This is a genomic window from Nostoc sp. UCD121, from assembly GCF_014222285.1.
GTDB lineage: Bacteria > Cyanobacteriota > Cyanobacteriia > Cyanobacteriales > Nostocaceae > Nostoc.
Map to the genome: position 1 here is coordinate 1 of NZ_JACKZS010000287.1, position 7703 is coordinate 7703.

General features: G+C 39.1%; 9 protein-coding genes. All 9 read left to right on the plus strand.

Going from position 1 to position 7703, the window contains the following annotated elements; genetic code table 11:
• Positions 1–438 precede the first annotated feature (438 nt).
• On the plus strand, positions 439–1488 hold the full coding sequence (locus tag GNF10_RS39080; protein WP_260446365.1) for a DEAD/DEAH box helicase: 1050 nt from the start codon (positions 439–441) through the stop codon (positions 1486–1488).
• The gene (locus GNF10_RS39085) at positions 1479–3158 is read left to right on the plus strand and encodes a helicase-related protein (protein ID WP_260446140.1); all 1680 of its coding nucleotides are present in this window, start codon (positions 1479–1481) and stop codon (positions 3156–3158) included. Before GNF10_RS39080 ends, GNF10_RS39085 begins: the two co-directional genes overlap by 10 nt.
• Positions 3159–3259: 101 nt before the next feature.
• Positions 3260–4006 (plus strand): hypothetical protein, encoded by a 747-nt coding sequence (locus GNF10_RS33400; protein ID WP_185580026.1) that lies wholly within the window; start codon positions 3260–3262, stop codon positions 4004–4006.
• 28 nt (positions 4007–4034) lie between these two features.
• Positions 4035–4253, plus strand: coding sequence for a hypothetical protein (locus GNF10_RS33405; protein ID WP_185580033.1), 219 nt, complete (start codon positions 4035–4037; stop codon positions 4251–4253).
• A 73-nt stretch (positions 4254–4326) separates the two neighbouring features.
• Positions 4327–5325 carry a bifunctional DNA primase/polymerase gene (locus GNF10_RS33410; protein ID WP_185580038.1) on the plus strand — a complete coding sequence of 333 codons (999 nt, stop codon included), beginning with the start codon at positions 4327–4329 and terminating at the stop codon, positions 5323–5325.
• Positions 5326–5327: 2 nt separating this feature from the next.
• Entirely contained in the window at positions 5328–5822 is a 495-nt protein-coding gene (locus GNF10_RS33415; protein ID WP_185580043.1) for a hypothetical protein, read from the plus strand.
• A 5-nt stretch (positions 5823–5827) separates the two neighbouring features.
• Entirely contained in the window at positions 5828–6250 is a 423-nt protein-coding gene (locus GNF10_RS33420) for a hypothetical protein (protein WP_104899198.1), read from the plus strand.
• A gap of 43 nt (positions 6251–6293) precedes the next feature.
• Positions 6294–7022: a hypothetical protein gene (locus GNF10_RS33425; protein ID WP_185580048.1), complete on the plus strand. Its 729-nt coding sequence runs from the start codon at positions 6294–6296 to the stop codon at positions 7020–7022.
• On the plus strand, positions 7019–7624 hold the full coding sequence (locus GNF10_RS33430; RefSeq protein ID WP_185580052.1) for a hypothetical protein: 606 nt from the start codon (positions 7019–7021) through the stop codon (positions 7622–7624). The genes GNF10_RS33425 and GNF10_RS33430 overlap by 4 nt, the downstream gene beginning before the upstream one ends.
• The last annotated feature ends 79 nt before the right edge of the window (positions 7625–7703 follow it).

Here is a 7703-nt window from a genome sequence, read left to right on the forward strand (position 1 = left end):
TTTTACGGGAGTTTCTACAAATTGTCAGAAGTGTCTGTGGTGAATTAATCAGTTAAAAAGGCGATCGCCTCCATTAGCTAAATATACTAGGTTCCAATACGCTTGGGTTAAGCATTTCTTTCTTCTCTTTGTATCCTACCCTGCGACTACTCCTGCGGAGAACTCGTAAGAGTAGCCACTCCGTGTCTATGCGTTCTTCTGGTGCGTCCGCTTTGCGAATGCGGTAGCCTGCGGTAAGCCGCTTCTATACGAGACCTGCGCGTAGCAAGGTCTACGTTCAGAAAATTGACCTTGACAAAGAGTTTTAGCCCTAACCCAAGCGTATTGCACCATAACTTAGCAATACTCAAGTCGGGTTCTATAGCTAATATGGCAATAACAAAAACCACTACTTTTGACTAACGCCTACTTGCTAAAACAGCAAGTAGGTAACTTTTTATGACCCAGCTTGAATGGTTACAAGCAAATAAACAGGTTTATTCTAAAGAACATGGTGTTATTCATATCGCCGCCATCATTGAGAAAAATCTTTACTTCAAAAAGGGAAGTGTAAATCAAATTATTTTCGACTGGGAGCATGAGGTAAATAGCGGTAATTTATTACCTCTTAATCAAGCACCAACAGGTAAAAGTATTCTCTACCAAGAAATAGCAGCTATTCTTGATGGCTCAGGAAAACTACAAAGTTGTGATATAATTCCGGCTCAAGAAGCTAAACTTTGTCCCATACCAGATGATATTCACCCTCTAGTTAAACTTGCCTTAAATAAGTCAGGAATTACACAACTATATTCTCATCAAGTCGAAGCATGGGAGGCTTACAAAAAAGGGGAAGATATCATTCTCCAAACTCCTACCAGTAGTGGTAAAAGTATCTCCTTTTTAATTCCAATCATTCACGAGTGCCTAAAAGGTAAATCAGCTTTAGTATTCTTTAACTTAAAAGCACTTGCATTTGACCAGGTAGAGAAAATCCGCTCGTTTGTTAGTCACTTAGATGAAGAAATTCGCCCTAAAATTCTCAATATCAATGGTGATATTCCTCCCCAGGAGCGCAAACAACTTTACAGCCATCAACCCTCGATTTTATGCGTGACACCCGATGTATGGAACCACGAACTAAACAACTATCAGTTCGACTCAAACTGGGGATTTAGAGAAACAATCAGAAAAATTTCAATCATCGTCTGTGATGAAGCGCATTTCTATCAAGGCATATTCGGCTCACACTTTGCCCTACTTAATCGGCGAACTCAATTAATGATAGAATCTGCTGGGAATAATATTTCTAAATTACAGTACATCTTTGCTTCTGCAACAATTAGTAACAGCAGCGAAATTGCCCAGAAGATATCCAATCGAGTAGAACAAAGCAATCTTGCTATTATCGACCAAAGTGGGGCAAAACGCTCGGAGATTACTTTCCTTAGCCTCAAAGCACGAAACAATACTCTTTACCAAACTGCCAAGTTGCAGCCATGCTTGTAAGTAAAGGAATAGTCGGGATTTGTTTCTGCGATAGTAGAGAACTGGTAAAGGTTTTAACTAATGCCATTCGTAAAGCTTTAGTGGAGATGCAATTGCCTCACTTGGGAGAAAGCATCTCAGCATTTTATGGCAGTATGAAGGCAAATCAGCGTAACAAAATTATTGCAGATATACAGGGCGCGAAGGTCAAGTTCATTATATCCACGAGTGCTTTAGAAGCGGGTCTGGATATCGGGTCTATTGATGCAACTATCGTACATAGTTACCCAGGCTCAATTCTTGCCTTTCGCCAAAGGGCGGGGCGTGCAGGCAGACAGGAAGCAGGGCTATTGGTATTTATCCCGTCGAAAAGGTCGATTATGGATTCTTACTACGCCAATCACCCGGAACGTCTTATATCTGATCCTCCAGAAATTATCAACTTTAACCACAATTATGAAACAATTTTGGAGCAGCACATTCTCGCCTGTTGCAAAGAAAGTAAACCGACACAAGCTCAAATTGCCCGACATTTCGGTAGTTCTGGCGATGCGATTGCACGACAGCTAATCGGTAATAATCAACTGATTTTCAGTTATAACCAAAGACTGACAACTAATCGAAACCTTGGTTATGTCCACTCAAAAATTAAATTCAGAGGTAACACTGACCAAAACATCAGTTATATCAATCAAGATAGCGCGGAAGAGTTTGAGGAAAGTTCGGCATCATCTGCGCTACGAGAAGTTTACCCTGGTGCTATATATCTTGCTCAAGACTTTGACGGCAACCCCGTACAGTATAAATCACAAGAGCTAAATTTAACCGAAGGTAAAGCAATTCTCAAGCCAATTGAGGCAACTAACTTATTTAGTCGTCCCGAAGGAAACCTAAATTTCGAGGAAATCAAAATTGCAGGGGAAGCCAAAATTATCAATCTTTCCCAAGGGGCAGCTAGATTTACACCTGTTTCAGCCAAAATCAAAGAAGAAATTTACGGGTACAACTTGTACAGGCTGGAACAAAAATGGACTTGCACTAATAACAGATGTCGCAACTTCAATTTAAATTTACCCGGACACATACAAACTTGTCCTGCTTGCAATACCCAACTTATTGAACGAGAATTTGTCGAACTCTTGGAGGAAAATAAATACAAGGAAGCATTTGCTCTTAACTACAATACATTCTGCGTTAGGGTTGAAATTAACGCTGATGCCAGAAAATATTTTTCAGCCGTCGTCAAAAATCTCCGAAAAGAGATACTCAACAAACAGAAATATATTTCCAATGAAGAGAAACAACTATTTGAAAGCAATGAAACTCAGATTTGCGTTCATACTCTCGCGCACCAACTCATGCTCAGTTTACCACTTGCCGAACATGGAGCAAACAGTCGAGATATCGATTTCATGTTAATCGAAGTACCATCAAATCATAACATAGTAGGCTATTTCTTCGATACATGCGAACACGGTACAGGTATGTGCGATACTCTCATCAAGTATTTAGAAATTGCTTTTATGAAGGCAAAGTTTCTAGTAGATAATTGCCCTTGCAAATACGGTTGCTCATCTTGTACAACAATTCAACGCTGCCCTGATGATAACAAAGCACTGTTTAAATCAGTTGGGCTATCTCTACTGGAGGAAATAATCAATCCGACACAAACAAGAACCATTAATCAATAATTAAGATTATCCTACCCAAGATGGGTAGGATTACTTTTTCAGTAAGGAAACCACATACATCGCTTACGCACAAGATTTATGAAAATTTGTGAGAATAAGCAATGTACATCGAACTATTAGCGGATTCAAGTCAAAACCCTAAACGGTTTCAAATTCTCCATGCACCAACATATCTCCTCCTAGAAACAGATTTTAAGTTAGGAGATTTTGTTGAGTCTAATAGCATCAATTTTATTATCAATCATGCTGTCAATCTAGGATATGAAGTAAAAATATCCCATCCAAAAGAGCAAGAAAATGATAAATATCTTCTTCCAAAAATCAGCGATGAACTTACTGATTTAATGATTACTTATCCATCAGACTTAAAAATGCGAACTAATGGAATGGTTTTTGAACAAAGGGCATATTTAATGTCTAAAGTTTACGATGAAGTGTGCCAAAATCTCGAATCAAAAGCTCTCTTAAAAGAAGCCGAGTATTGGCTAATAAATTATGCACGAGAGGTAATTTCCAAACAATGCCATTACTTACCAGATATTCTGATTAAATTAGATAACCCGGTTATTAGAGCAATGGCAATAGATACACTTATGCTCTGGCAGCCAGACTGGAAAAAGGCTATCTCCCAATATGCAGGAAGCAGATTTGAAGCTGGTAATAATGAGTTTGAAGTTATCAGCTACTATCACAATCAAGAAAAGAAGAGTAAGGACGGGATAATGGTACTGTGCAAGGTAACAAAAACTATGAATAATTATCTGGAATTTCCTAAATTTCCATTGAATACAAACTGTACTCTTGGAACTTATCAAGTCGAAAATGCCCTGAACAAAAGGTTGGCTTAAAACGAAATCATAAGCTGAAATATCACTCATGAGCGACCAACAAATCAATTATTTAATAACAGGCATTTGCACCTTTCATTGGAATGCTGACTTTCATAAATTCTGTGAAGTCTGCAACTTTGATCCCAATCATGCTTACTCAAAGGAGAAATGGCAGCAGTGGCAACAATTTGTATCTGGCATAAAGGCGTTTGACCAAAATACCCTTGCCAAGCTAGTTGAAGCGGGCCATCAGTTAGCACCGTAATCATAATATCAAACCACCACAGTCACTAACGCAGCTGTGCATGAATTATCGAAATAATTAGCCACATGAATTCATGCACGCCCAAATCCGTCATTTGGTATCTTCGCTTGACAACTTACCCGAAGAATGGCGAATCGTCCCTACCTTTGGTAAACGTCCTCTAGGGAAAGAATGGGAAAAAAATACTTACTCTCCCAGAGAACTACAAGCCGAACTCGTCCGCCGCCGCCTAAAAGTTTGGACAAATAACAGATTTATCACCCCCACTGGTGTAGCTTTGGTATGCGGTTCCAATCATCCTCAAGGGTACTTAGTAGCTATTGACTGCGACGGGGAAACCTCCTGGCGACAAATTATCCAAATTAACGAACATACAGAACCAGAAGAACCTAACCAGCTAACACCCACCGAAGCAACCGATACTCCTACGGAGTCGTTACACGAACGCGCTCAAAAATACCTTCCTCCCACAATTGCATTTACCTCTGGAAGGAAATATCGGAGCCAGCGCTTATACCTCATCCCAAATTCAAAAGCTTGGGAAGTAAAATCTCGCAAAATCAAAACTGGGAAGGATGAACACCTGGAATTTCGAGGCAAAAATCTAGCCTCAATCCTTCCCCCTTCTTTTCACCCAGAGGGCAGAAATTACAGATGGCTTCCCGGCTGTAGTCCATCTGAGCGCCAAATAGAAATAGCCCCCGACTGGGTAATTGCTCAGATGCTTGCCAAACAGGAGAAAGCAAGAAAGTTTAACCTACCCCAAGAAAAATATAACCGCAGATATGGGGTAGACAGATATGCTCATTTAATTCCCTCAATCGAGACAAATATCCAGACTGCACTTGTACTACTTGAAGTCATACACCCTCGATTTGCAGATGATTACCACTCGTGGATTCAAGTCGGGATGGCACTTCATAGTGTTAGTCCCATTTTATTTAAAGCATGGGACACCTGGAGCCAACTTTCTCCTAAGTACAAATCAGGCGAATGCGCCTACAAATGGCAGTCTTTTAACAAGACAGGTATTACTATCCGCACCTTATTTAGATTAGCCAATCTCTCTTAATCATGAGCAGTCAAATATCACCTGACGAGAATGTAACTAACCTTGAAGACAGTTATAGCAGTAGAGATTTTAATCCTGATATTCAGGAGAATAGCGATTTAGAAGAAACATTAGATGAATTAGTAAACACTGAAGTTATAAACCAAGATTCATCTATCGAGATAGATTTAGGCAATTCTGACACAAAAACCACCTTAATAACCATTCAACTAATACCAAATTCTGAAACAGTAATTGTATCAATCGGAATCAAAGGCGCACCTCCAATTATTAAGATAATTAACGTTGCTGAGATAACATCTCATCCTGTCATAAATAACTTGCTACAGGATTTAGAAAAATCTCTCCCAGAGATGTTAGATATCTGCAAGCAAAGGATGGAAAAGCAGACTATACATCAGAATCGACAGGAACAATCAAGACAAGTACAAAAGCGTAACCTGTCTGAAAATAAAGACAAAACACCCGCGCCTAACAACCAACTGTCACTATTTTAATTACCATGAAGTACATTGCGATTATCGAAGGACAAGAAATTCCTCTTGATGAGGCGATCGCCCAAGATGACAACACTCTCAAAACAGCCATTAGCGTCTACTTTCCAGAATATGCTAATGCCGAAATTGAACGACAAACAACTGATGATACAGTTTCAATTCGTTTGGTAAAAAAAGCAGGTACTAAGGGAAGTCAATTCAGAGAATTGAAAAATAGTTCTGAAGAAATAAATCCTGCACTAAAGTTAGGGTGGCAGATAAAGCTTCTGGAGATAAAAAATCAAATTAGTCTCGAAAATTTAATTACCCTACAACCTGAGATAGAAAAAGCTATTAAGCTCGGTCAAAATTGGGAAACCTACATCGAAAAAGTAACTCGAAGCCTTAAGCATCAACCTGCTGCCACGAGTAAATATCCCGTACTGTAATAACAAATTTATAGCCGCTATGAGTTATGGCGGCTGATTAATTATGCTTGCGAAAATACAATCATTCAAAATACCCATCACTTGTTTAACAGCAATTATCTACCTAGAAAATCTCTCCGAACGAGTAAATCTTTTAAATCTGTATCAAAAAATATTCCCAGAACAATGGCTAGAATCAACCATACCTATTGATAAACAATCACATCCAGCAAGTGCCTACCTCGATAGAGAAATTGAATTTATTCAACTGGTGAATGATCATCTATTTCCAATAGAATATATCGATGAGATTGAGTTTATTTCCGAACATAATAGTATTCCTGTGTCACCACAAAAAGTTGAATGGTGGTATGAAGATTTCGAGGAACTAGAATACTCAGAAAAGTTCCTACTGTCGTTGATGGGGCAAGGGTACAATATAAGCCAATGGGAACTAAGTTTTGGTTTTACTCCTGATTACATTGCTCTAGCAGAAGAAATTTACTTCGAGACACTTGTCAAGCTATGCCGTCGTTACAAAAATCCTCTTCAATATTTAGATGTAGCCATACGAATTATAGATTACTCGACTGAAAATATCTGGCTAGATGTTACGTGTGAAACAAGCGATTGGCTGGAATGGACTTATGAAAATATCATGTTTCTCGGTCAAAAGTGGAAAGAAGCCATCTCGATGATGGAAAAATCAAATAAGCTTAACCACTTGCTAGAAACATCTCTTCCTGCCCGGAAAGCAGCAGTAAAAATTTGGAATCAAGCATCAAAATCATGAATATAGATACAAACATATTACCAATAATTAACTTAGAAAGTATATCGCAAATCCTGCTTGGAAATATTCCCCAAGATGATTTACTAGCGCAGTTAGTTATCCTCAAAGGACAGTTTATTTTAGTCGAACACGAAGGCAAAAAATCTAAGTACAAATTTATTTCCCCTGAAGCAGTAGAGAAAGCCTTCACAAGTAAAACTGCTACATCTGGATGGCTTTCTAGCAACACGATTTGGTGGGGGAAAAATCCAGAGGGAGAGGCAATTATTCAGTTTTACTCTCCCCAAAAATATCAAATTCAAATTATGGGACAGGAAACGAAAGTAATTACTGTCCCCATGCCTGCATTCCTCTTTGCTGGATGCGGTAGTAGATATTACCTCTGGGCAGTTAAAGGGAGGGTATTTAAACCAGAGGCGCAACTGTACAAGCCACCTCTACCTAACGTTTGGGACGACTCTAGTATTTGCTTTGGGGGAAATTCTCCCGGTATGTGCAGTGCTGCAACTATAAGCCAAACTTGGGATCTGTTCTGGAAATCACCCTTTAATAAGGACCTGACTTTTCACGGGATGTGGAAAAGAAAGAATGGTTCGCGATAGAGTATCGCGAACCAATTCCTATTCTTTATTATATTTGGAAGTTTCTTCGACTAAATCTTTTAAACCCTGTCTGAGAGCC